16 protein-coding genes are annotated in these 25,546 nt (G+C 43.6%); 4 read left to right on the top strand and 12 right to left on the bottom strand.

Annotated features, from left to right (window positions below; genetic code table 11):
* Nucleotides 1-87: 87 nt before the first annotated feature.
* The 3 genes from SNE25_RS26570 (at nt 88) to SNE25_RS26580 (ending at nt 3,019) form a co-directional block, all read left to right on the top strand.
* Nucleotides 88-969: a hypothetical protein gene (locus SNE25_RS26570; protein ID WP_321562049.1), complete on the top strand. Its 882-nt coding sequence runs from the start codon at nt 88-90 to the stop codon at nt 967-969.
* Nucleotides 970-989: 20 nt separating this feature from the next.
* Complete coding sequence (locus tag SNE25_RS26575; RefSeq protein WP_321562050.1) at nt 990-2,480, top strand: OmpP1/FadL family transporter; 1,491 nt, start codon at nt 990-992, stop codon at nt 2,478-2,480.
* A gap of 137 nt (nt 2,481-2,617) precedes the next feature.
* Nucleotides 2,618-3,019: a hypothetical protein gene (locus tag SNE25_RS26580; RefSeq protein ID WP_321562051.1), complete on the top strand. Its 402-nt coding sequence runs from the start codon at nt 2,618-2,620 to the stop codon at nt 3,017-3,019.
* A gap of 24 nt (nt 3,020-3,043) precedes the next feature.
* On the opposite strand, the gene SNE25_RS26585 is transcribed toward SNE25_RS26580, so the two are convergent.
* Entirely contained in the window at nt 3,044-3,577 is a 534-nt protein-coding gene (locus tag SNE25_RS26585; protein WP_321562052.1) for a lipocalin family protein, read from the bottom strand.
* Between the two features lie 122 nt (nt 3,578-3,699).
* Between SNE25_RS26585 and SNE25_RS26590 the strand changes: the two genes are divergently transcribed.
* On the top strand, nt 3,700-4,506 hold the full coding sequence (locus SNE25_RS26590; RefSeq protein ID WP_321562053.1) for an SDR family oxidoreductase: 807 nt from the start codon (nt 3,700-3,702) through the stop codon (nt 4,504-4,506).
* 20 nt (nt 4,507-4,526) lie between these two features.
* On the opposite strand, the gene SNE25_RS26595 is transcribed toward SNE25_RS26590, so the two are convergent.
* The 11 genes from SNE25_RS26595 to SNE25_RS26645 all read right to left on the bottom strand — a co-directional run bounded on the left by SNE25_RS26595 (nt 4,527) and on the right by SNE25_RS26645 (nt 25,529).
* On the bottom strand, nt 4,527-6,836 hold the full coding sequence (locus SNE25_RS26595; RefSeq protein ID WP_321562054.1) for a glycoside hydrolase family 3 N-terminal domain-containing protein: 2,310 nt from the start codon (nt 6,834-6,836) through the stop codon (nt 4,527-4,529).
* Between the two features lie 153 nt (nt 6,837-6,989).
* Nucleotides 6,990-9,779, bottom strand: a complete 2,790-nt coding sequence (locus SNE25_RS26600) for a glycoside hydrolase family 78 protein (protein ID WP_321562055.1) — start codon at nt 9,777-9,779, stop codon at nt 6,990-6,992.
* A 148-nt stretch (nt 9,780-9,927) separates the two neighbouring features.
* Complete coding sequence (locus SNE25_RS26605) at nt 9,928-11,421, bottom strand: RagB/SusD family nutrient uptake outer membrane protein (protein ID WP_321562056.1); 1,494 nt, start codon at nt 11,419-11,421, stop codon at nt 9,928-9,930.
* A gap of 43 nt (nt 11,422-11,464) precedes the next feature.
* On the bottom strand, nt 11,465-14,788 hold the full coding sequence (locus SNE25_RS26610; protein ID WP_321562057.1) for a TonB-dependent receptor: 3,324 nt from the start codon (nt 14,786-14,788) through the stop codon (nt 11,465-11,467).
* Between the two features lie 247 nt (nt 14,789-15,035).
* Nucleotides 15,036-16,199, bottom strand: coding sequence for a FecR family protein (locus SNE25_RS26615; protein ID WP_321562058.1), 1,164 nt, complete (start codon nt 16,197-16,199; stop codon nt 15,036-15,038).
* A gap of 83 nt (nt 16,200-16,282) precedes the next feature.
* On the bottom strand, nt 16,283-16,864 hold the full coding sequence (locus SNE25_RS26620) for an RNA polymerase sigma-70 factor (protein WP_321562059.1): 582 nt from the start codon (nt 16,862-16,864) through the stop codon (nt 16,283-16,285).
* Nucleotides 16,865-17,196: 332 nt separating this feature from the next.
* Complete coding sequence (locus tag SNE25_RS26625) at nt 17,197-17,814, bottom strand: alpha/beta hydrolase (protein ID WP_321562060.1); 618 nt, start codon at nt 17,812-17,814, stop codon at nt 17,197-17,199.
* Nucleotides 17,815-17,833: 19 nt separating this feature from the next.
* Nucleotides 17,834-18,769: a ring-cleaving dioxygenase gene (locus SNE25_RS26630; protein ID WP_321562061.1), complete on the bottom strand. Its 936-nt coding sequence runs from the start codon at nt 18,767-18,769 to the stop codon at nt 17,834-17,836.
* A 370-nt stretch (nt 18,770-19,139) separates the two neighbouring features.
* A complete protein-coding gene (locus SNE25_RS26635; protein ID WP_321562062.1) occupies nt 19,140-19,934 on the bottom strand; it encodes an FHA domain-containing protein in 795 nt (264 codons plus the stop codon).
* Between the two features lie 12 nt (nt 19,935-19,946).
* Nucleotides 19,947-24,101: an FtsW/RodA/SpoVE family cell cycle protein gene (locus SNE25_RS26640; protein WP_321562063.1), complete on the bottom strand. Its 4,155-nt coding sequence runs from the start codon at nt 24,099-24,101 to the stop codon at nt 19,947-19,949.
* A gap of 3 nt (nt 24,102-24,104) precedes the next feature.
* Nucleotides 24,105-25,529, bottom strand: a complete 1,425-nt coding sequence (locus tag SNE25_RS26645) for a PP2C family protein-serine/threonine phosphatase (RefSeq protein ID WP_321562064.1) — start codon at nt 25,527-25,529, stop codon at nt 24,105-24,107.
* Nucleotides 25,530-25,546 lie beyond the last annotated feature (17 nt).

Genomic DNA, 25,546 nt, shown 5'->3' on the forward strand with positions numbered 1-25,546 from the left:
AATAGAATTGCCTGTGCAATTATTGTATATTGCGCCAAATTTATAAATTTAAAAGTTATTTGAACTCCTACTTTTCACATACCTGACATGAAACGGAACATTGCTATAGGAATTTTTCTGATCGGCGCCCTGGCGTTGAGTTCCTGCTCTACCACAAAGCTCGCAAACCCCGAAAGCAGTGATGACGTTTACTTTTCAAATGCCCGCGCGGGTAATGAACCAACATACGCCGCCGCGGATACTTACAGTCAAAATCCGGATCAGGACCAGGATTATGACGACGATGATTACTTTTATTACGACGACTATACTTCACGCATAAACCGTTTCAGTTATTTTTCGCCTTTTAGCTACTATGACAACCTGTATTACGGTTACAGTAACCCTTATTATAACAACGGATTTAGCTTAGGCTTTAACTATGGCCCCTTTGGTTATGGTTACTCGCCTTATGGCTGGGGATTGGGTTTGGGTTATGGATGGGGTGGCTACGGTTATGGTGGATGGGGTTTAGGTTTTGGCTATGGCTGGGGTGGCTTGGGTTATGGTTGGGGTTTAGGTGGTGGCTATTGGGGCGGCGGATATGGCGGCGGTTATTGGGGTGGCGGGTATGGCGGCTATTTCACCTCCGGCACTCCACGTCCAAACCGGGGGCCAGGTATTCCGTTTGGGGGCAACGGTTCAAGCAACAACAGCAGACCCGGCTTTGGTACCCGCGTACCGGCAAACAATGGCATAGGTTATATACCCGGCGGCAGGGGCACCAACAACAGTTATTCACGACCGGCACGTACCGACGCCCGGCCATCACGTACAAATGATCAGCCGGCTCGTACCGATACACGGCCGGTTATGCAGCAACCAACGGTTGATCGCACACCTTCAACCCCTTCCAACAATTCGGGCGGTGGTTCCAGAAGCTCCGGCGGTGGCGGAGGAGGTGGCGGCGGCAGACCAACCAGACCATAACTTTATTATCCTGAGATTCTATGAAAATAAAATATTTACTCAGTGTAATCGCTATAGTAGCCTTTACTAAAGATACATTTGCGCAATACTCGCAGGATGCGGTACGTTTTTCTACCTTTCAAAACGGATCAACATCGCGTATTAAAGCAATTGGCAATTCCGGTACCGCCATAGGTGGCGATCTGAGTTCTGTAAGCGGCAACCCCGCGGGTTTAGGTTTCTTTACCCATTCGGAGTTTAGTATAACGCCGGAATATAATGGATCAAAAGTAAATTCAAGCTATTTTGGACAGGCCAACAGCACCAGCAAAAACAATGGTAATTTGAGCAACGCCTCCATTGTGTTTTACCAACGCCTTAACACGCCAAAAGGACGCGATAAAAGCAAGGGCTGGCTCAGCATCAATTATGGCGGGGGTTACAGCCGTACCAATAATTTTTATGAGAATATAGTTTACGGCGGCAAAAATACTGCCAACTCGATATCTGATTACTACGCCGGCACAGCCAACAACTTCCCTGACGACGCCTTGGCTCAATGGGCATACGACGACAACCTGATTGATAATTTTGGCACAACTCAAAATCCAGACTTTGCAAGTACTGTTAATACACCAGTAAATCAAACCGGGGTAATTTCACGCATAGGTGGTCAGTCGGAATTTAACTTTGCCTTCGGCGCCAACTACAGCAATAAATTATACCTTGGTTTAGGCGTTGCTGTCACTGATCTGCGATATGATTATTACCGGCAATTTATTGAAGATGGTTCCGCATCTATAACTGCACCCGGCAGTACAATAGGCACGCCAACTCCTTTTAACTCAAACTATTCGCAAAACCAATCGACAAGAGGATCAGGTGCAAACGTTAAGCTAGGTGTTATATACAAACCTGTTGAGGCCTTACGTTTAGGGTTTACTTTTACCTCTCCTACTTTTTATAGCATTAACGATGTTTATAACGAAGGACTGGCGACTTCCATTAACGGAAAATCAAACCAACCCAATGGATCTGGAGATTATGCGTTAAATTACAATATGCGTACACCGCTCAAGTTAGCTGGCGGTGCTGCTGTATTTATTGGTAAATACGGTTTTATATCGGGCGATGTGGAGTATATTGACTATTCAACAACCCATCTCAGCAGTAATGATAGTTATATTGGCGATCAGGATAATGCAGCTATCAAAGCGAATTACAAATCGGCCATTAATATACATGCCGGTGCAGAAGCCCGTATAACCAGTATGTTTTATTTACGCGGAGGCTATAGCCAGCAAGGTAGTCCGTTTAAAAACAATACAACTTCAACAGATGTAACCAGCGATATCAAGACTGTTACCGGTGGTATAGGTATCCGGTTTGGTCAATATTATGTTGATGCCACCTATGCACACATTACGGGCTCTGAGTCATTTTCGCCTTATTTAATAAATAACGGGAACCCAACTGCCAATTTCAAAAAAACCAACAATAATGGTTTCCTGACCCTGGGATATCGTTTTTAATTAATAAAAATTCATATACCACAAGAGGCCCTTTCAGGTATATTGAAAGGGCCTCTTGTGGTATAAGCTATTTAAAACAAGACACTTATTAACACGTTTTATAAATGATGGCTATTTTTGCAAGGAGATCATAAACTATGTTACCAGTTGTAAAAAAAATATTACCCGCACTTTTTATTTTAGCCCTGCTTTATTCGTGCAAAAAGGATAAGATCCCTTATAGCAAGCTCTCTGGTGAATGGAAACTTTCTAAAACCGCGGTAATTTATTTTCCGCCCGATACACAAAAGAATGTTATTCATACAGCCGAAGGACCCAACGTTGAAATATTAAATTTCAATCATGATGGCTCAGGTGAAAGCAATGCCGGTTTGGGGGGATTTACTTATTCATTGAATACCCTAAAGTTCTTTTATGCCCGTACAGGCTACTATGAATACTGGAACATGGCACTAAATGCAGACACCCTTACGTTAACCAAAGAAACAGCTGGCCCCCCTAAGTCTGAAACCGTAAACTATTACATCAAAATAAAATAACAGCTTACATATAAAAGCCATACATTAAATAGCTGAAACATCGGCTATCTGCTCTGTTTTGACCAGTTGCCTTACGTCAAAACCTTTATCAGCCGCGCGTACAACAAGATGGTTGTAGGTTTGATCGTCAAGTGTAGGCCTCCGACTCAATATCCACAAATATTTACGATTAGGATGCCCAACTACAGCATAGCTGTAATCCTTAGCCAGATCAATGATCCAGTATTTACCTTTAAAGGGCCAAAAAAACTGTACATCAAGCTTGGCATTGCTATGATCGGTAACAAAGGCTTTGCCCTCACTTACTTTTAATTTATTATCCTTAATGCATCTGTTTTTCACTATTAAGGTGCCATCGGTACTTAAACCATAAGTTGCCGAAGTACAACTACACCCTTTTTCAAAACTTTGCGGGAAAGCGGCTATTTCAAACCAGGTACCCAGATATTTTTTTAGTTCTACATATTTAACAGTTTCTAAAGGTTTACTCCTGGCGTGCAACGCTAAAGCTGTTAAACCTAAAACAACAGCAGATGTTGCCAAAATCTCTTTCTTCATACAACAACAACGATCATAAAGTGCAAAAAGTTTAACGGAAAAGCATATAATTAGCTGTGATAAGGCGTTGTTATATTTAATTACCTTTGCGCCAATTCATTAGTTTCAGCAATCAACAAGCTATGCTACAGGGAACAAACATCAGTATTTTAGGTTGCGGCTGGTACGGCCGGGCGTTGGCAAAAGCCCTCATAAAAAAAGGTGCAAGAGTCAAAGGCTCAGCCACCTCTCCGGAAAAAATGGAAGCATTGGCAGTAGAGAGCATTAAACCTTATCTGGTGATTTTTTCACCTGATGAAGAGCACTATGACCCGGCTTTTTTTGATTGTGACGTATTATTTATTGCCATTCCGCCAAAGAGCAGATCGGGAGAGGGTGCAAATTTTATTTATAAGATACAAGGCATTATCAGCGCTATTAAGCAGCATGAGGTTCAGCATGTTGTATTTATCAGCTCAACCGGGGTTTATGCGGATTTAAACCTGGAGGTTGATGAATTAAGTAACCCTCAACCTAATACTGAATCAGGCGAGATATTGTTGACTGCTGAGGATCTTTTCAGAGCCGAAACCTCCTTTAAAACTACTATTATCCGCTTCGCCGGATTGATAGGCCCCGGCCGGGATCCGGGTCGTTTTTTTGCCGGTAAAACAAATATCCCTAACGGCAACGCCCCCGTTAACCTGATCCATCTGGATGATTGTATCGGTTTGAGTATAGCGATAATTGATAAAAAAGCTTATGGTTATTTATTTAATGCCTGCTCTCCCGACCATCCCACCCGTTCGGCTTTTTATACGCGGGCATCTGTCAACTCAGATCTGTTGGAACCTCAGTTTATTCCCGAATTAAAAGAATGGAAAATAGTAAAAAGCATTCATGTGGATGCTGTTTTAGGGTACCAATACAAGGTGAGCAAATTGATTTAATTCAGTAAACCTTAGCAAAATCAGTCTTTATACTCCAGTGTTTTTTTGAGCACCACATCCTCTGCTGACCGGGCTATCATTACATCAAATGTCCCCGGCTCGGTAACAAATTTCATATCGGTATTCCATATCGCGATATCCTCTGGCTTTATGATAAAGTGTACTGTTTGCGTTTCACCCGGTTTCAGGCTTATCTTATCAAACCCCTTTAGTGCCATTACTGGCGTGGTAACCGAGTTTACTTTATTGCCAAGGTACATCTGTACTACTTCTTTACCGGGCACGCTACCGGTATTGGTTACATCTACCGAAACCTGCACACTTTGACCTTTACCGAATGAGGCAGCCGAAACCCGCATATTGCTGTAGTTAAAAGATGTATAACTTAACCCAAAACCAAAGGGGAACAATACATCAGCTGACGAGAAAACATAGTCCTGACCCGGTTTATCGGGCGAGCCGGGATTGTGATAAAAACCTTTACCGGAACTTACATGATTATAAAACACCGGAATATGCCCCACAGATTGCGGAATAGATACATTTAACCTGCCCGATGGATTTACCTTGCCAAACAGAATATTGGCTATGGCGTTTCCGCCCTTTTCACCGGGGTACCAGGCCTCCAGAATAGCCGGGATGTTTTCCTTTTCCCAGCTGATACTCCAGGGCCTACCATGCACCAGCACCAGTATCATCGGTTTACCGGTTTTATATATTTCCTGAAGCAGTTGGCGCTGAACACCTTCGGGGTTTATATCGGTAACATCATAGCCTTCGCCACAGGTAAAAGGGTCTTTTGGCTCGCTTTCGGGCGCGTGGCCATTCCATCCGATTCCCGAAAACACCACGCTGGTAGTACCCAGCACTACAACTACGGCATCGCTATTTTTAGCAGCTTCAACAGCCTCTGCAAACCCGCTTTTATCGTGGCCAGATAAGGTACAACCTTTGACATAATTTATTTTTACGTTATTGCCCACCAGTGTTTTAATACCGTTTAAAACAGTAATACCTGAACGGCTGTCGCGGGTAGAACTGTAATCCCCATACTGTACCTGATTGGCATTAGGCCCTATCACTGCCAGTGATTTCAGTTTGTTGATATCCAGCGGCAATAGCTGCTTATCATTTTTTAACAGGATAAGAGATTCTTCTGCTATCTGCTGCGACAGGGTAACATGCGCCGGGGTATGCACCCTTTTTTTGAGTTGCAAAGTATCTACCAAAGGTTTTTCAAACAACCCAGCTTTAAACTTTACCGTAAGGATACGCGCCACTGCTGTATCAATCTGCGACTCTTTTACTTTACCCGCTTTTACCAGTTCAATAAGCTTGCTATACACATCGGGACTTGGAGCCTCCAGGTCGACACCTGCGTTTAACGCTATCGGAGCGGCATCAGCAGCATTTTTGGCTATGTGCTGAAAGGTATATAGCATTTTAAGCCCCTCGTAATCGGAGAATACATATCCTTTAAAGCCCCATTCTTTTCGCAATACCTTATCGAGTAAAAAATGGTTTGCATGCGCAGGGATACCATCCATTTCATTGTAAGACGGCATTACGGAGTATATATTGGCCTTTTGCACCGCGTCTTTAAAAGGAACCAAAAACATGGAACGCAACTCACGTTCGCCAATTGAGGCCGGAGCCAAATTGATGCCGGCTACCGGAATGCTGTAAGCTGCAAAATGCTTGGCTGTACACATTACCTTATCTTTACCTATACCCGAAATACTTTGTTCAACATCACCTTGCATACCTGTAACAAACGCTGAGCCCAACTGACTAACCAGATATGGATCTTCGGCATAACATTCTTCAACCCGGCCAAAGCGAGGGTCGCGGATCAGATCGAATAAAGGTGACAGGGCCTGATCAACGCCTGACGAGGATGCTTCATAGGCGATAACCGAACCCATTTGTTTAATCAGCACCGGGTTCCAGGTACTGCCTTGTGCTATGGCCTGTGGAAATATGGTAGCTCCCGATGCCAATTGCCCGTGCAAACATTCGCCAATTTGAACGGGCGGTATGCCCAAACGCGTTTTTTCACGGGCATATTTTTTAGCCTTTACCGAAAGTGATGCTATTTCATTTACGGTAATGAAAGGACTTTCGCAAACGCCATAAGCAATAGGATTAGTTAATGAACCTCTGAGACCGTTCATACTCATCTGTCCTATCTTTTCTTCCAGCGTCATGCGGCCGAGCAAATCGTTCACGCGGGCTTCAACAGGCGCCCGGGCATTTTTGTAAACCTGGGCATTGGTAGAGCCGATGATCAAAAATGCAGCGAAACCTAAAGTCCATTTTCTTTTCGTCATCTCCGTTAAGCTTTATAAATGAATATAAAGAATCCAAACCGCTGTGAATATGGCCGATATAAACCAAACATTTCCCGGCGGACCAACAACCATTATTGCAACCTTATTACCCGCTATGGTATTTGCCATAATTTAATTCACAATGTTAAATTGCTAATTAATGCGCTTACCATAAGTTTTCATGGTATACACAAAATGATAAGTGCCTGAGCCAACATTAAGCTGGGTATCGTTACCCGTTTTCTGTATGTCAGTTATCTCTTTAATCGTATTTATATCGAGCCCATTCTCGGTGATTTGATCGGTAGTGGATGGCAGGAGAATCTGGGCAGTAGTATTGGGCGGAATGATTACATCGAGCGTAAAAATACCATTATCAATACTCCATGCCGACTTTACCTTACCATACATGGTTTCCAGCTCGGCCTGTGTGCTGGTGAGTTTGCCACCGGGGCGCGGAGCTATTAATATTTCATGAAAGCCTGGATCAGTTTCGACAGGATTGATACCGGCTATTACACGGTACATCCAATCGCCAATGGCGCCATAGGCGTAGTGATTAAACGAGTTCATTTCCGGGTCCTCAAAACTACCATCAGGTTTGATGCCGTCCCAGCGTTCCCATATAGTGGTTGCTCCATGTTTTACCGGGTATAACCACGAGGGGTACGACTCCTTCATCAGCAGGTCATAAGCAATATCCGTTTGGCCAAAGCGGCTCAGCACGTGGCAAATGTATGGCGTACCCAGAAAGCCTGTAGTAATATGCTCGTCATAATCCTCGATGTTGTGTACCAGCCTTTTGGCTGCCGACTCCCGTTGTTTTTCAGGCAGCATATCAAAATTTAAAGCCAGCACGTATGAGGTTTGTGTGCCCGATATCATACGACCATTGGGGGTTACGTATTCGCTCTGGAAGGCTTTTTTGATATTATAAAGCAGCAAAGTATATTTTTGGACATCATCGCCACGCCCCAATACTTTGGCTGCGTTGATAAGCAGTTGAGTAGAATAAGCGTAAAATGCCTGCGCTATAAGGTTTTTATCGGTTAATGCTGCACCATCCTCATAGTTTGTACCGGCATAGAACAACCAATCGCCAAAGTGATTACCGGTATCCCAAAGATAATTGCGACTATGTGCCTGGATATACCCAACCCATGCCTTCATACTTTCATATTGCTGCTGCAGCACCTGCCTGTCGCCATATGCCAGGTAAATATTCCATGGTGCAATGGTAGCCACGTCGCTCCACCCTGAGGCACCCGCCGAAACGCTATCCAGCACATCAGGTATTACATAAGGTACAGCCCCATCTTTATGCTGATCTGCCGAAAGATCTTTCAGCCATTTGGTAAAAAAGCCGGCCACATCCATATTAAAAGTCGCGGTACGGCAAAAGGCCTGTGCATCACCTGTCCATCCCATACGTTCATCGCGCTGAGGACAATCTGTAGGTACATCTATAAAATTACCTTTTTGTCCCCATTGAATATTATGCTGCAATTGGTTAATCAGAGGGTTTGAGGTAGAGAACTGCCCGGTTTGAGCCATATCAGAATAAACAGCATAAGCCGCCAGATTGGTTGAATCGAGGGCTCCTTTGTAACCCACAACCTTCAGGAAACGAAAACCCTGGAATGTAAAATGCGGTTCAAAAGTTTCTGCACTATCGCCTTTAAAAATATATGTATTTTCCTGTTTGGCAGTACGCAGATTCTTGGTATAAAAATTACCTTTTTGATCAAGCACCTCGGCATGATACAGGTGTATGGTGTCGCCTGCTTTGGCCTTTAATTTAAATTGTACCCAGCCAACCAGGTTCTGGCCAAAATCAACAACGCGGTCACCCTCAGGGGTTGTAAAAACCCTAAGCGGTAAAAACTTCTCATGCTTTTTTACAGTTGGGCCGGATGTAGCTATCAGGTTATCTTTTATAGTTTCGTCGGTTTTTACAGTATCCCAGGTCAGATCCTTGTACAGTGGATTTGTCCAGCCGGCTTTTTCCTTTCGGGCATCATAAACCTCGCCGTCAAAAAATGAGGACGAGCGGATGGCCCCATAAGCAACCTTCCAGCTTTTATCTGATGAAATAACAACCCGTTTACCGGTAGTATAAATCACCTCAAGCTGATAAAGCAGGGCCAGTTTTTTACCATAAACATCTTTTTTACGGTTGTAAGTATAACCGCGATACCAGCCATCGCCAATGGTTACCCCGGTGGCATTGTCGCCTTTTTTAAGCATGGAGGTAACATCGTATACCTGGTATTGTATACGTTTATTATAGCTCGTCCATCCGGGTGCAAAGTAATCGTTACCAACCCTTTTGCCATTTATCTGAGCTTCGAACACTCCATGGGCGGATATGTATAAATGCGCCGCGCGTATTTTATGATCTAACTTAAAACCTTTGCGAAACATGGGACTTGGCCCGCCGGTAGTATCCGATACATAAGTGTCCTGTATCCATTTGGCAGTCCAGTCCTGGGGTTTAAGCAAACCCATTTTCCAGAAGTTTACCATGCTCCACGACGTTACCTGGTTCTTATTGTTCCATACCCTTACCTGCCAGTAACACTTTTGGCGTGAGGCCAGCAATGGACCACCATAATATACATGTACCGATTGATCTGAAGGTATTTTGCCAGAAGTCCATATTAAGCTTTGACCTTTGGTTAACGACACGGCATTGCTGCCCACACGTATTTCATAATAGGTTTGCTGGATATTCCTGTCCTGCGTTATCAGTTTCCAGCTCATACGCGGATTGGCGGCATCAACAGCTATAGGATTAACTTTATACTCACATGTCAGATTATCAACCCTGAAATTAACGGGAGGTTTCTGCAGTTGCGAAAAGCTCAGAAAATGAAACGAAAATAATATAACGATACTCAGGCATGCTCTTTTCAGCATGCCTGTTTTAGTAATATAATTCATGCTATTAAAATATAGCTTTAGAACGATTTTGTTTGTACATACAACACATTTTTTGCGTAATAAAACAAATATGATGCCTTTGTTACATTATAACCGTATAAACGTGGTATGGCCCCACAAAAGTTTCATGGGGCCATAAAATGTCTTATTAAAGCTCCAGGTTTGCTTGATTCAGCGGATATTGGAACAACAGCCTGATATTGGTATAAGCAGCTGAGTTCACATTCCAGTATGGTTTTTTAAATGCCTTGTCCCTCACACCATGAGCTGCCATTACAGCAGCAGCCTTGCCGGTGCGCAGCAAATCAAACCAGCGATGGTTTTCAAAAGCAAGTTCAACCTGCCGTTCGTGCGCTATAGCATCACGAAAAGCATCCTGATTTGGCACGTTTAACGCCGGGACACTATTACCTGCTGTTTTATCTTTTAATCCGGCACGTTCCCTTACCAGGTTTAAATATTTAAACGCGTCGCTGCCGCCCACAAACCCCTGTTCATTCAGACACTCGGCAAGCATCAGGTAAATATCAGAATAGCGGTAAACAGGAAAATTATTTCCGGTTATTCCCTGAACAGCGGCTATACTCTGATATTTTTTTATAAAAGGTAAATCTACACCGTATTCATCAGATGTAAACTCAATTACAGATGCAGCCCTCCTTTTATCACCGGGTTCAAATGCTGTCATCAGATCATGGGTAGGGATATTCCAGCCATTCTGGGCTCCGTTAGCAATTTCAAATCCGGTTACATCGCTGTCATAATAATCCCAGGGAATAAAGGTATCTATAAAGTCGCTGCCCAGTCCGTTAGGCCCTTCAATATACTGAATTTCAAAAATCGATTCGGGACCGTTCTCTTTCGATATATCAAAGTTATCGGCATAATTGGCATTCAACCGGTAGGCATTTGATGCTATAATGGTACGCAATAGCGGTGTAGCCAGATCAAACTTTTTCTGGGTCATGTAAACTTCAGCAAGCAATGTTTCGGCGGTACCTTTAGTTACCCTGCCTACATTACCTGTTCCGGAATATTTAACCGGTAATTTTGTAATGGCGGCCTGAGCATCGGCAATTATCTGAGTATATATATTGGCAGCAGGCGATTTAGTAGCTAACCTAAAGGCATCGCCTACTGATTGCACTTCCGTTATCACCAGCGGTATATCACCAAACATGCGCACCAGATTAAAATAGTTGAACGCCCGCAAAAAATTAGCCTGTCCGGCAATGGTGTCGGCAACCGCGGTATTGAGTTTAGCCGCTGGCAGGCGTTCCAAAATTATATTGCACCTGCCTATGCTTGTATAACTGGCGCTAAAAAAAGATTCAACCATATCATTATTATTCAGCTCCCTGAATTCATCGATTTCCTCTTTGTTAGTGCCCGAACGATCATACGGGTCGTACTCATACGATGTGTTATCAGACCGCATTTCGCCCATTGCCCAAAAGGATCCATTGTATAAGCCTTGCAGCGGAGCATAAGCACCATTAATTGCCTGTGTAAACTGCAGCTGTGTTTTAAAGAAATTGGCTTTATTTTCAGTATCTGTTGGTTGAAGTGCCAGATAATCCTTTTTACACCCGGCAATGCCCGCGGCAGTAAGGATCAAAAAAATGTATATATATTTTTTCATGTCTTCAGTTGTTGAGTGTTTAAATGTTCACTTTGTCTGTTAATTAAAATGTCACATTGCAGCCCAGGGTATAAACAGCAGAAACCGGATAACCTGTGAAATTTACGTTTGGTGAAAGCGACCTGTTGCCTTCCTGACCCTCAATGCCTACCTCAGGGTTACCACCTTTATAGCCGGTTATGAGTATTGCGTTTTGAGCGCTAAAGTAAACCCTAAAGTTTTTGGTAAACTTTGTTTTAAAATTGTACCCTATATCAATATTCTTAACAGCTAAGTACGAATTGCTCTCTACCCAATAAGAAGGATAATAGTCACGGGCCAGGTTGGTGTTTGATACCGTAGTTGGTAAAAGCCCCGCACCCGGCTGTTTTGCAGAGCGCCAACGTTGAATTACAGATTGTTCCACATTAAAAACTCCGTCAAGATTGGTAGTGAACTGTTTATACATATCAAACACATGGCCTCCTACCGAACCTGCCGAAATTATATTCATATCAAAGTTTTTATAGGAGAAATGGTTATTAAAGCCAAACGTAAACTGTGCCCATGGGTTACCAATATTGGTTTGGTCGCCACCGTCAATTACACCGTCGCCGTTAACATCTTTGTACCTGATGTTGCCAACTTGCTCTCCGTCAAAATGCGGGTATTTATCCAGCTCGGCCTGGTTTTGAAATATCCCTTCAAAAATATAACCGTAAAACTGTCCTAATGGTAAACCTACCTTGGTAATACTGGTTGGGTTATCATTTTCAGGTGCATCATATATTTGTGTAGTTGGCCCTAAATTAAGCACCATGTTACGGTTAAATGATATGTTAGCATCTGTACTCCAGTTAAACCCGTCACCAACAATATTTTTTGTAGTTAATGTAAACTCCCAACCACGGTTGCGGACATTTCCAACGTTAGTAAAGGTACCGCCATAGCCAGATGCAATGGGTATTGGAATAAATTGCAGCATCTTCTGAGTGTAACGATTATAATATTCTGCAATTAAATAAATACGGCCTTTAGCTAACGAGATATCCATACCAATATCCAGTTGCCTTGTTGTTTCCCATCCTAAACTTGTATTACCAAGTTCGGTTAAAGCCTTGCCAGGGGCCAGTCCGCCGCCAAATGTGTAATTAGCTTCATCAACAGCAGGTATTGATGCGTAATTAGGTATGCCATTATTTCCGGCAAGCCCATAGCTGGCAGTAAATTTTACCTGATCTACAATACTTATCTTCGGAAAGAATGATTCGTCAGAGATACGCCAGCCGCCGGATACTGAAGGGAACGTGCCCCATTGATGCCCTGATGCAAACCGGGAAGCACCATCCCGACGAATAGACGCGCTTAGTAAATATTTATCCTTATAAGCATAATTCACTCTGCCTATTAACGATAATAACCTCCACTCTTCATCACCTGCAGTCGCGGTGACAATTGTTGCCGCGTTAACCGATTGTATGGCATCATCGGGGAAACCGGTTCCGAAAGTTAAACGATCATGTGTATTTTCCTGCTGTACAGAGTAATCTGCCAGTGCCGTTAAAGTATGATTACCCCAGGTTTTTTTGTAGTTGATGCTATTTTCATTGAGCCAGTTAAAGCTATTGGCCGAAGTAAAAGAGCCGACGGCCTTTTGCTGGTTTCCATCGCGGTTAGGTACATTGAAGCCGCCCAGATAAGAAGGCCGGTAATAATCCTGTGATTTAGTTTGATAATCGACCCCGAAGGTTGACCTGATATTTAAACCTTTAATGGGCTCCCAATCTACATAAGTATTTGCAAGGGCGCGAAACTCGTTTCGCTTGTTAATGGTGTTTACCAACTCGCTTACAGGATTAACATTTTGGAAGGTTCCAGGCGAACCTACAACATTGGTATATGAGCCATCGGGCTGTTTTACCGGAATAAGTGGACTCTCTAAATATGCCTGGCTTAGCGCAGCCGAAAGAAAATGGCCGTCTGTTTGTTGTAAATTCCGAAAACTATAAGTAGGTGCTATGCTCAAACCAACGGTTAAATTTTTAGCCACATCGGCATCCATATTTCCTTTTAAGGAATATCTTTTAAACCCTGTATTTAGTACAGTACCCTGCTGATCAAAATAACCCAGCGAAAATAATGACCTTACCTTTTCGGTACCATTGGCAATGGTAACATCATAGTTTTGCATTGGTGCTGTTCTTGTTACCGCATCAAACCAGTCGGTACCGGCACCAAGCGATTTTGGGTTGCGGTATTCAATCGGTATAGGATCATTTGTACCGTTAATGGCATTGGCATCCTGTATAGCTTCTGTACGCCATTGCGCAAACTGAGATGCCGTCATCATTTTAAGCTTGCTTTGGGAAAGTACCCGCTGAAGCCCCGAAGATGTATTTACCGTAACTGTTGATTCTCCTTTTTTTGCTCTTTTGGTGGTAATCAGGATAACACCGTTTGCACCACGTGACCCATATATGGCTGTGGAAGCAGCATCTTTCAGTACGCTGATATTTTCTATATCATCCGGATTGATAGTACTTAACGGATTAGAGTACTGATCAAAACCCGGGGAAATAGGAAAACCGTCAACAACGTACAGAGGATTATCACCCGCACCCACCGAGCCGGCACCACGAATATTAATTGCCACGCCACCGCCCGGTGTTCCGGTTACCTGGTTTACCGTAACACCGGCAAGCTGACCCGCCAGTTTCAGATCAACACTGGCTGCCTTGATTTCTTTAATATTGCTCATTTTCACAGTACCCACCGCGCCCGTAACATCCTTACGTTCCTGGTTACCATAGCCCACTACCACCACTTCGTTTAGCTGGGTTTTATCGTCCTCCAATGTTACATTAATACTTGTACGCTTGTTTATGGGCTCTTCTTTGGTTTTAAAGCCTACAAAAGTGAATACCAATACCGCATTATCTTCTGCTTGCAAGCTAAATTTGCCGTCAATGCCTGTCACTGCACCTGTACTTGTCCCTTTTACCTTAACGCTAACGCCGGGCAGCGGCTGTTTTTGCGCATCCGTAACCTGCCCTGTTATCGTTATGGGCGCCTGGGTCGGAGCGGTGGTTACCGCATCCTTTTTATTAACGATAATAGTTTTATTGTCGATAGTATAAGTAAACGGTTCATTTTTAAAACACTGCTGCAAGGCCTCTTCCAGTGATGCATTCTTTAATGATAGAGAAACCGGCTTTGCCTGCTTTATATCGTTGTATTTGTAAAAAAAATAATACCCGCTCTGCTTCTCAATAGCATTGAATACTTTTTCAATAGAGGCCTCATTGGTACTTAGCGTAATAGTTTGCGAGAAACTTTTTGCACTAACGTGTAAACAGCCGATAATAATTAATAAGACCGTTAATTTCATGGTCAAAAACAGTTTTGAGAGTGATGTACGGGGTACGTAAAATACTTTCCCCCTAAAGTTTAATTGCATAACTTCGTCATGTTTGGGTTAATGTGTCTGTTAATGATACTCGATTAGCTTGATCCAAATATTCTACTCCGGAAGTGTTGCAGCACTTCCGGTTTTTTTTGGATAAGCAGGGGTTGTTTTATTGGATTTGTTGGAGTTTGGTCATACTTTATGCGTTATAATGTTAAAAAAAATCCTGTTACGGGGTTACCGTTATCTTTTTGTTTTCAATTTTAAAATGAACATGGTTAAGTTCCAGTATACGGAGCACCTGCGATAGTTTTACGTTCCTTTCAATCTTGCCTACAAACTCATCATCGGGTATTTTGCCTTCATAAACAACCTCGGTGTCATACCACCTGCTCAGCTGCTTCATAATGTCCTGTAAGCTGGCCCGTTTAAACTCAAAAAAACCATTTTTCCAGGCAATGGCCGCATCAACATCTACATCCATAACCTGTATGTTATTGCCTTTAACAACACCTTGTTGCCCGGGTTTTAGCAAATTACCTGCGCCGCCCCTGTTTAATTGAACTGAACCTTCCAGCAGCGTGGTTTTCATGGCGATTTCATCACTATATGCCATAATGTTAAAATGTGTACCTAATACTTTAACCTGCATATCATTCACCTTCACCGTAAAAGGTTTCAGCGCGTTTTTCGTCACCTCAAAATAAGCTTCGCCCAAGAGTTCAACGCGGCGCTGATTACCCGTAAAAGCCGTTGGGAATTTTAAGGAGGATGCCGCGTTTAACCAAACCCTTGTACCATCGGGCAGTATAACCTGGTATTGGCCTCCTTTTGGGGTTGAAATTGTATTATAGACAATGGGATCATTAGCTGTCGCATTATCTTCATGTGTAGCTGTGTACACCAACTGCCCGTCTTTGGTTTTGTTAATGCTGATTTTCCCTTTTTTGGCAAGCGTGCCGATCCTGGCGGAATCTAATATTACCTGCTCACCATTTTCAAGGGTTAGTATGGCTTTGTTGTTGCCGGGGTTTACGTCGTGCTTAACAGCTGATTTATTTTTTGATGCCAATAATTGTTTGGCCGGCTTCAGTATGTAATAATATCCCCCGACACCTATAACAGCAAGCAATGCTATGGCTGCCGCAATATTCCGAAGTGTAAAAAGCCTACCCATTTTAGGGTGCGATTGTGATTTTGACTTTTGTACCGCTTGCTGCAATCGGTTAAGCATTTTATCTTCCAGCTGTTTTTTTATACCAAGCGCTGATTCGTCCCACTCACTATCCGATTGAAAGCTTTCGAAAAAATTCAGTAACAGCTGTTCCTCCTCGGCAGATGCCTCTCCGTTCAGGTACTTATCGATGAGTTGTAAAAATTTCTGTTGCTGCACGCCATTTGGTTTTTAAGGGAGAGTATAAAAACAGGCGTATCCCCTATTTCATATTTAAAAATTTATTAAATATGAAGTAGACGTTATTTTTTTATAAAGAGAAACAGGATTTGCAGCAGGAAAACGCTGCCTATAGAAGTTCGCAATTGCCGCAATGCTTTGGTAAGGTGATTTTCAACTGTTTTAGTGGAGATGTTTAACTGCGACGCTATTTCCTTATGACTTAAACATTCCTCGCGACTTAATTTATACACTTCCCGGCATTTATCGGGCAGTGTATTTACTATAGAGCTTACCTGTTCGGTTAGCTCCTTATATTCAATATTATCATAAGCGGCCGGTGTATGGATACGTTCCAGAACATCATCATAAATATCTCCCCGCACTGTCCCCGTTCTTATCTGTCTGTAAACTTCGTAACGAATAGAAGCATATAAATAGGCTTTTAAGGAAACATTAATGGTAATACTATATCGATTGTTCCAAAGCTTGATAAATAGTTCCTGGATAATATCTTCACAAGCCTGACTATCCTTTAAAACATGATAGGCCGACATATAAAGCTGCTCCCAATACTCTTTATAAATGGACGACAGCGCAGTTTCGTCGTCCATTTTCAGACGGTCAATCAGCTGTATGTCTCTTAAAGCTATTTTATTGGGCATATAGTATACCGGGTTAATATTTAAACATAAGCTAAACTTAATTAATTATTAACTGAATGTTTATCACCGATACCAGCCGCACATTAACCTGTAGTTCAAACAGTTATTATCTGTAACAATTTATCTGGAAATTAGTTGTGTTAAATTAAAATGAACTTAAATTTAGCTTATTGGTAACACAAAGCAAGTGATATGCGCTATATTATTGCCCTATAGCAAATTTGTTACGATCCGGCACATATAGCGTTAAAAAGCCCCGACTTTGTAAGTTTTTAACAAAAAAACCACTTTTTAGTGGCTTTTTTTGTTAAAATATCGCTTTAAATGATGAATTATAATATCGAATTGGCCAATGCCAGTTCTTCACCGGTAATAGTGTGTGGCCGGCTTTTATAAATTTCGAGGGTGACGCTTGCGTTGAGCCTTTCCATAATGGCTACACTCTCATTTACCCTGCTTACCGGCACATGCGGGTCAGGGTCGCCGGTAGTAATAAGTACAGGGGTCTGATTAAAATCACCCTTGTAATTACTTTCAATTAATTTTTCGCCTATCAACCCTCCGGTAAAAGCTATTACGCCCCCATATCGGCCGGCGTTGCGGCTTACGTACTCCAGTGTTAAACAAGCGCCCTGCGAAAAGCCCAGGAGATAAATATTTTCCTGTGTTATCCCTTTATTCTTGATATCATTAACCAATTCGCCGATAAGCTCCAGTGCCGAATCAAGCGCGGGCTGGTTGTTACTTACCGGGGCCATAAAACTGTATGGGTACCAGCTGTGTTCGGTAGCCTGCGGTGCAAAAATGGCGTATCCATCTAATTGTAAGCGGTCGCTGAGTGTTATAATACTTGTTGCAGATGCTCCGCGACCGTGCAGCATAATAATAGCCTTTTGAGCTTGTTCTATGGGAACACCTGCTGTTATTATCTGTTTGCTGTGTGTATACATGATATACTGTTTACTCCTATTATATTAATGACGGAAGCGATTTTTCGATGTCTTCGCGTATATTTTCATATTGGGCAGGTAGTTTTAAACCTGTACCTAACTGGTCAACCGGTTCATCTACAGAAAATCCGGGGTTATCTGTAGCAAGCTCGAACAGCACGCCTCCTGGTTCGCGGAAATAGAGTGAATAAAAGTAATTACGATCTATTTTTTCGGTGATATTGAGACCTAAACCGGCTATTTTTTCACGATATTCCATCAATATTTGATCGTTTTTAACACGAAATGCTACGTGATGAACAGAACCACCTGCAACATGCCCTGCTATCTCTCCGGCCACTTCAACCAGGTCAACTATGGCGGCATTATCTACTGCATCGGTAACAAACCTGAAACGGTTCACATGCTGTTCTAATAATTTGTAACCAAATACATCGGTTAATATTTTGGCGGTCGCATCTATTTTATTGGTAGTGATGGTAATGTTGTGAAAACCCCTTGTAGCGTTTTCTGCTTTTACTTCATTAGTTTCCCAGGGTAGCCTTTTATCGGAAGTTTTAGGTACTATCAATTCCAGCTTTAAACCATCCGGGTCAAGTACGGTTAAATATTGTTCGCCAAATTTTTCGGCTGGTTTGTTATAGATCACATTATTGACCTCAAACCTTTTCAACCAGAAATCCAAACTGCCTTCGGGCACGCTGTAGCCAATTTCGGTAGCCTGGCGTGCACCCCTGCGACCGGCGGTTATACCTTCCCACGGGAAAAATGTAAGGATGGTTCCTGGGGTACCAAATTTGTCGCCATAGTATAAGTGATAAGTTTGCGGATCATCAAAATTTACTGTTTTTTTAACCAGCCTCAAACCCAATACTCGGGTATAAAAATCATAGTTTCTTTTGGCGCTGCCTGCGATAGCGGTAATGTGGTGTATGCCGTTTATTGTATTTTCCATTGTCTTCCTTTTCGATTCAAAAATTATTAATTTTTTTAATTGATGATTCAAAGTTACCCCGGAAAACAACTTTTACACTTGATGTAGGATAAGAAATAAGAAGGAAGTATTTTTTGGCGTAGACGACTCATCCCGCCTTCGCTTCGCTGGGCGACCCTCCACGCCTTCGCCGCAAAGAGGGTTTAGGAAATAGAAACAATATCACTATAAACAGTCGCAATTGCTTCGTTCCTCACAATTACGCGATTTTTTAGACTTAGTTTCAAAAACTTTGATTTTAGTGCACTGGGTTATCATGAACTCCGTCGAAGGATCGCGCGTTGATGCCCCCCCACCATGCTTCGACAAGCATGACACCGTTTTATATAACTTATCCTTCTGCCTTAGTACTAAATAAAAATACTGCCGATTCGCCGAGGATCACCTGATCACCTTCACTCATTGGGTGACCTATCTGGGTAGAATTGAGCTTGATCATTTTACCATCGGCTGCTATGTGTATCTTAGTTTTATTACGGGGTGGTACGCCGCCCTCATCGGCAAATATCATAAAGCATTCATTGTCCTTGTTCCACTCAATATGAGCATGCTGACGACTGATAAACTTGTTGCTTTCATCATCGCTTGCGGCCGGGAATACCAGTTTGTTTAAACGGTAAGAGCCATTATCGGTAACCGCTTTTTTATCGCGACCAATATTAATTTTATCGTCAGTTGCTTTTATTATATACTCTTCCTGCTCGGCTTCACCGCTCAGTATACGGATGTAGGCTACTGCCGATGCCGCGTTGTGCATTACCTGTCGGCGGGTATGCATCAGGAAAGCAGCATCGAGCCCCAGCATCGGCGTAGCCTCTTGTGGAAACTCATCTGTGAAAATCACTTCAATTGTCCAGTCGCCCGGTAGGTCAAGTGCGTAATCATCGGCTATTTTCTGTATTTCGTTCCTGAATTTTTCTTTATCATGAACATAAACCGCACCCTCATAAATATGCTTTTCCTCCGGTTCGGCCGCTATGTATAGCAAAAGCTCCTTGATATGGCTGCCTTCGCCGCCCTCTACTTTTTGTAATGCTTCTTTTATAAAACGCAACAGGGCATCTCGCAGACTTTTAACATCCCATTCCCGTTTTTCTCCTTTGTTTCTGAATAAATTAAACGCCATGCCTAATACTATTTATGGATTTGTTTGCTCTTCTTCTGTTATTGCGGCGGTATCTTCCGGTAAATTAATTTCTTCGGCCGGCGGCGCTTTTACAGTTATTATTTTCTTCTCGGGCTCAAAGCTTTTTATATAGCCTTTTTTGAGCAAAAATGGTATTACGTGGTTACCGGCCAGCCTCACCGCATCCGATGATCCACGGGTTGATTCAATCCTGATACAAACGACCATATTACCTTTGCCTTTAGCCTCGGGTGCAAAAAACACATACCAGCCATCGTTCACACTTTGATTTTTAACAATACGCTCGGGCGTACCGCTTTTCCCTGCTACCGTTATATGCAATATAGGCACTTTTGGTGCACTTTGCGTAATCATATATTGTTTAAGCAACGCGGCATATTCTGGCTTTTCGGCCAGTTTAAAAGCGGGCTTTACATTCATAACCGTATCATTTACCTTAAGCGCGAAACGATTTGGATGCAGCATACCGTCATTAGCTACGCCCGATACCAGCCTGGCTACCGCGGCAGGTGTGGCTATCAGCTCACCCTGTCCCCAGGCCATACCTGAAATACCCTTGGCCCTTGTTTTATGGATGTTATTAGGGTCGTAGCGTGGCTTGGTATTGAACTCGGTTTTACGCCACAGATTACGCCATTCTTCTTCCTGCGCGTCGTTTTCTGTTGGCTTGTTATAATAATAACCACCAACTCCATGCAAAAACATACCGGTTTTCATGTACAGGTTAACCATATACTCTTCCAGGTGCTGCTGGTTGGCCAGTTTTATAAAATATACGTTGTTTGATTTGGCGATAGCCCTTTCCATGGTGATCATGCCGGTTTCGTCGGGCTCGATACCTTTGGTTCGGATACGCTCGTTCATGCTCACATGGTAAACCACATCAGCCGCACCTATACCCAGTTTATTGAACGCCGACATAGCCGTTAGCACCTTGGCTGTTGAACCCGGCTGCGAAGCGTAGGTAAAACCCAGATCAGTGGTGGTCATCCAGGTGGCCAGCTTATTTTGGTCGGACTGGGCCATGGTGAGCTGATCCCAGTTACGCACTGGCGGCAGCGGGTAAACCGCCGATGTAAGCACATCGCCGGTATTGGCTTCCATGATCACTACCGAAACCCGGTTATCGAGTAAAGAAGTATCGGCAGCTATAGATTCCTGTATACTGGTTTGCAGTTCGGCATCAACAGTAAGCTGCACATCGCGGTTCTTGTTTTTAAAGGCGGCTATTTCCGGACCGTTAATATCGGCCAGCAGCAAGGGAGCCAGCGCGCTGTAATCGCGCTTGCTAACCGTCATTTCCTTCATGCCGCGGGGTAAAAAGCGGTCTTCCTGAAAGCGTGATGCCTTTACATTGTAACTGGTTACAGGCATTTTAAAACCACGTAGCTCTGCAGCATGTTCATATTCGCCAAAATAGCCATTGGTACTGCCATTAAATACACCGGTGTTGGCATCGCCCGTCCAAAAAAACATTTGTTCTTCAAACGGATAAAATCTGTCGAGCCGCTTATGCATGGCCGAATCCAGATCATAGTGCAACAAACCTGTGGAGGCCAGCTTTTCTTTCTGTTTTTCAATCAACGCAGGCTTGCTGGTTGCAAGTATTAGACCGTTACGATCGAGCAATGAGCCGGCCTGCAACCTGTTCATCAAAATAGCAATACGGGGGTTATAGCTAAACATGCGCAAGCCGCTTTTATCGGCAACCAGTGCTGGTTTTACTACCCAATGTGTATTATCGGCGCTATAGCGCGATACGTTTACAGTAAGTAATATTACCGCGGCAAGCGCAGCGGCTAATGCCGGTACCAGGTTTTTATCCTGCTGTTTGGTAATAAAGCTCATTTGCACCGCGGTACCCTTTACAGATGATACCGACAGCAGAAAACCCGCGGCCACCATATTAATTACCAATGATGACCCGCCATAACTTTCAAAGGGTAACGATACACCCGAGAGTGGCAGCGCGCCTATGGAGCCGCCCGCTATGAGTATAAACTGCACAAAGGTACAAACGCCGATGCCCGCGCTGAGGTAAAATAGCAAAGGCGTACCCGTTTGCCGCCCTATAATGATAGACCGGTGCAGATATAACAGGAATAATATAAATACTGCCGCCATGCCTGCCCAGCCAAACTCTTCGCCGATGGATGGTAAAATCATGTCGGTGTGTGCTTCCGGGATGGTTTTGGCAAAACCCTGCCCCACGCCGGTGCCGCTCAGACCACCGCTGGCCATGGCCCAAAGACCGTTGGCTACCTGGTCGCCGCCATATACCTCATTGTTCCAGGCGTCCTGCCAAATGGCTTTACGTTCTACCAAACGCTCAACCGGGCCGGGGATGATTTTATCCAGACCGGGTATCTTATCAATAGTTAAAAATGCTGTGATCACAATCAAAGCCATAAAGGCCGATTCGCTGAGCAATCGCGGCTTTAAAAACCCTACCAGCCCCCATACGCCAAAGGTAATGATTGCACTGAGCCAAACGTTTTCAAAAAGCCAGGTGCTTAATACAAATAATATTACATAACCTGCCATAAACAGGAAATCGCCACGCGAAAAGGAAAACAGGATAATGAAGGTAAAACAGATTACCATTGCCGGGCCCAAATCGCCCAGTACCAAAAACAGCAGCAGTGTAACAATGGTGGCTATCAACGCGAAGGAAAAGAACGACCAGCGCTTGCCCCAACTTGCATACTGGCTTATAAATTTCTCGTTAGCGGCAAAAAAGCCCGCCAGGAATATCACGATCAGGTATTTCACGATCTCACTGGGCTGCACACCCAGCAGGTTTACTTTTACGCCACTGCCTTCGGGCCCGGTACCAAATAAAATAGTACTGAACAATAAAGCCATGGCCACAATAGCCCAGGGCCAGCCGTTGGCCGCGCTGCGCGCGCCCTTAAAAAACAACAACCGGTAAAGTGTTGAATCGGCATTGAAGCGGCGCAGGTTAAAGAACTGCAGTATACAAATACCACCTACACCGATACCAAGATAGCTCAGTGTATCCTTAGCCAAAAACCTGTCGCGCAAGGGATCCTGCAGCGATAACAGCGTAAGAAAAGAAATGCCTGTTAGCAGCATCACCAGCGGTAATATCAGCTGATCTGCCTGTGGGTAACGCACGCTCAGCAACAAATGGATAATGAGGAGACCTCCAAAAAAACTGCCCGCTATTATCCAGTACCATTGGTTAAAATCACTCTGAGTGCGAACAATAAACGCACCTTCCTTTTTCAGGATATTAAAGTCGCGCGTGGACAGGAGTTTCATAGTATGTGTAACCCGCGCAAAGTTAAGCGTGTTGTCTTTCTCCAACTCCACCACACCTTGCGACCGGCCAAACTCAAAACCGGGTTGCAGCGGCAATACTTCAAAAGCCTTACCTTCGGGCAGGTTTTTAAATTGATAATTACCTCCGGCATCGGTACGTGCAAAAGCGGTTAACGACTGTAGCTGCCTCTTTTTATTGGCGTTGATTACATATACTTTTTTGTAGGCGTTAGTTACTTGCGCGGTACGTCCGCTTGAAGTTATTTCCTCGTCGGTATAAATACTATCCTGCGGCAATATCATGGCCAGGCGTACCAACACACCGGCGACTGGTTGTTTTTTATCCTTAATCGTTCCGCTGATACTGAACCCACTTAAACCCAAGTCTGTTTGCGCGGGCAACTGAGGCGGATTGGTTTTTTCCTGCGTAAAACGTATAGAATCATCGCCGGTATAACCTAAAAGCGAGCGGGATACAAGCACACGTTTTTTAAACGATTCGCCCCCGTTTGCATAAGCATCGTCGGCGTTTACATAATACCTGCGTTTATTGAGCTCTCCGGCATTATCAATTTCTTCGCCTGCATTTACCTTTGACGCTATCGTAGCACGGATATAGTCGACATCTTTGGGATCATCAAAATAATAGCCCTTTTGCAGCAAGGCCGAAACGTTACGGGCTGTGTTGGGAGCGTTTAGATTTACAATGGTACCGTCGTTCAGCCGCTTGTCTACATCAACAAACTTTTGCTGTAGTACAAAATAAAGCTTGCCAAACAGTATGGCCAATATAATACCGGTTAGCAGCAAAAACAACCGTTCCATTGCCCTGCCCGGAGCATTCTGCGTACCTTGATTCATTTATTATTTAGTAGGTTTTGATAAGGTATCTATCTTAAACATACCGCCAAACAACCTGCCCGAAATATACTTTTTATCGGGGAAAATATAGGCGGTTTGTACCGGAGAAACGCAATTGCTGAACACCACATGTTTTAACACCAGGGCATCATTGCGGGTGGCAATAGCTACCCTGAAACCATCAAATGCTACACTATCCAGCACAATATATTTACAATTGCTGGTGAGCGATATGCCCGGGCCATTATAAGCAGAATCGCGTTTGAAAATGATGTTCCCCTTTGCCTTAATGTACAGGCTATCCTGCTCAATGCGTAAGGTATCACTCAAAACAATGGGCTGTTTATAATCAGCTTCGGAAATGATGAGTGTATTGCCTTTTAATTTGTTGATGGTATCCTGCAGTTTTATTTCTCCGGCGTTTTTAACCTTTACAGGTTTAACAGCCACTTTTACCGGAGTTTGCTTTAGCTGATAGTTTAGCCAGAATTGCCATAAAAAACCAGCCAGGGCCAGCGCCAGTAATATGAAAAGCACCACCATTGTACCGCGGCTGCTTCGCTGTTTTACGGGTATGGTAGCCGGGCCATCAGGAAGTTTAGGCTGCGCCAGTGGGTCAATTATCTCGTCAGGTATATTTGCAACCGTAGCGGGCCGGGTGGCGCTGTGCTGCCGCGGCTTTTTATCGTTATTTACCAGTACTACGGTTACGTTGTCTTTTCCGCCTTTGCTGTTGGCGGCTTGTATCAGTTTTTCGCCTTTATCCTGTATCGATCCGCTGCTGGTTAATATTTTGGTCATCTGGTTTTTATCAACCAGGTCGGTAAGACCATCGCTGCAAACCAACAGAATGTCGCCGGGCAAAAACGGTGAGCTCCCGGTTTCCACAAAATTGGGTTCTTTTGATATATGCGGATTAAATCCCAGAGCTTTACTGATCTCGTTACGTTTAGGATGATCCATGGCAGCCTCTTCTGTGAGCCGGCCAGAGTCTTCCAGAAAACCTACAAAAGAATGATCTTTTGATATTTTTATCAGGGAATTATCGCGTAGCAAATACAGGCGGGTATCGCCCACATGGGCATAATAAAACTGGTTATTGGGGATATCAATTACAGCAAGTGTTAATACGCATGCCATGTTTTCCAATTGCCTGTTGCCTTGCTTTTTCTCGTATATCCGTTGGTTGGCCAATGCCACCGTATTTACCAGCAGCGGAATAATATCGCCCGCAATGTACGAGAGCTGCTCAACGATGCACTCCCGCGCTATGTCGGCGGCAACTTCGCCGCCGGCATAACCACCTACGCCATCAATAACACAGGCGATAATGAAATTATCATCGTCGGTTTTCTGGGCAATAAAGGTATCCTCATTATTATCCCTTTGCTTACCAATATCTGTTATTCCGAAAAAATTATTTGCCATGGTTTTTACTGGAATTT

Origin of the sequence: Mucilaginibacter sabulilitoris, assembly GCF_034262375.1 — a bacterium.
Lineage (GTDB): Bacteria > Bacteroidota > Bacteroidia > Sphingobacteriales > Sphingobacteriaceae > Mucilaginibacter > Mucilaginibacter sabulilitoris.